We start from the raw sequence: 1,592 nt of genomic DNA on the forward strand, positions 1-1,592 counted from the left end.
GCTCTCCAGCACGACCGGGTCGGGCTGTTCGAAATGCAAGGTGAGATCGGGGCTGGTCGAAGGCGTGAATTCGATGCGCGCCGAGCCACCCTGATAGATCACCCGCTTGACCAGGCCATCGAAGCCGGGGCCGTCCGGCGACACGTCGAGATCGGCCGACCGGCAGCAGATCTTGGCGCCAGCGCGCGGCCGCTGCCCTGGCCGGCAGCGGACAACCAGTTCAGCGCCGAGAACCCGGACCTTGCAGTGGCCTCTTTCTTCCGCGCTCAACACATCCGCGGGCAGCAAAATGCCTTGCGAAATGAAGGATGCGACCATTTCATTTGCCGGCTCATGATAGAGCTCGCGCGGCGTCGCCAGCTGGGCAAGGCGCCCGCCATCCATCACCGCGATGCGGTCGGCCAATGCCATCGCCTCGGCCTGATCATGGGTGATGTAGACGATGGTGGTGCCGGTGCGCTTGTGGAAGGATGCGAACTCGTCCTCCATCGATGCCCTCAGATGCACGTCGAGATTGGCGAGCGGCTCGTCGAACAGCACCAGCGAGGGCGCGGCGACAAGGCAGCGCGCCAGGGCCACGCGCTGGCGCTGGCCGCCGGAAAGATTGGCCGGCCGGCGATCGCCCAGCCCTTGCAGATTGACCAGGGCGAGTGCGTCTTCAACCTTCCGGCGGGCGACGGCCTTGTCGAGCTTCGCCACCTTCAACGAATAGCCGATGTTCTCGGCCACCGTCATATGCGGCCACAGCGCATAGTTCTGGAAGACGATGCCGACGCGCCGCTTTTCCGGCGCGACGCTGCCGCCCTTGCCCGACACGACCTCGCTGCCGATGCGGATTTCGCCTGACGTCACTTTCTCGAATCCGGCCACCAGCCTCAGCAACGTCGTCTTGCCGCAGCCGGAAGGGCCGAGCACTGCCAGGAACTCGCCGTCGCCGACATCGATCGACACGTCCTTGACGGCATCGAAATTGGCGAAGCTCTTGGTCACATTGTCCAGGCTCAATCGCGCCATGGCAGCACTCCGGTCGGAAGGTAGGGGGCAAGCAGATTGGTGACCAGCATCAGCACGAAGGTGACCGCCACGGTGATGACGGACATCGCCGCCGCATAGTTGGAATCGCCGCCCTGCTCGAAGGAGAACATCACCACGCCGATGGTTTCCGAGCCCGACGACCACAGCAGCGCCGAAACGGTAAGTTCGCTTAAGGCCGTCATGAAGATCAGCAGGCCGCCGGCGATCGCCGCCGGCGCCACCAGAGGAAAGATGATCGTGCGCATGCGGGTGAACAGCCCGGCGCCGGCCACTTGCGCAGCCTCCTCCAGCGCCCGGTCGATCTGGTGATAGCCGCTGATGGTTGGCCGCAGCGCCAGCACCAGGAAGCGGGCGAGATAGGCGTAGAGGATGATCCAGACCGTGTTGTAGAGCTGGATGCCGGTCAGCGGGATCGGCCGCAGGAACATGAGCAGCGAGGCGATGGCCAGCACCACACCGGGCAGTGCATAGGGCAATTCCACCGACAGATTGAGCAGCCGCACCCAGCGCTGCTTGCCCCAGGCGATCAGATAGCCGATCGGCACTGCGACCAGAAC

Annotated in this window: 2 protein-coding genes; both read right to left on the reverse strand. The window is 64.6% G+C overall.

Annotated elements, in window-relative coordinates:
* Nucleotides 1-1,014 (reverse strand): ABC transporter ATP-binding protein (locus EN750_RS33480; protein ID WP_145968160.1); only part of this gene is annotated, 1,014 nt, incomplete at its 3' end.
* Nucleotides 1,002-1,592: ABC transporter permease subunit (locus EN750_RS33485; protein ID WP_145968161.1), on the reverse strand; the 591-nt coding region annotated here is incomplete at its 5' end. The genes EN750_RS33485 and EN750_RS33480, both read right to left, overlap by 13 nt.

The sequence above is a fragment of the Mesorhizobium sp. M7A.F.Ca.ET.027.03.2.1 genome (genome assembly GCF_003999175.1).
Lineage (GTDB): Bacteria > Pseudomonadota > Alphaproteobacteria > Rhizobiales > Rhizobiaceae > Mesorhizobium.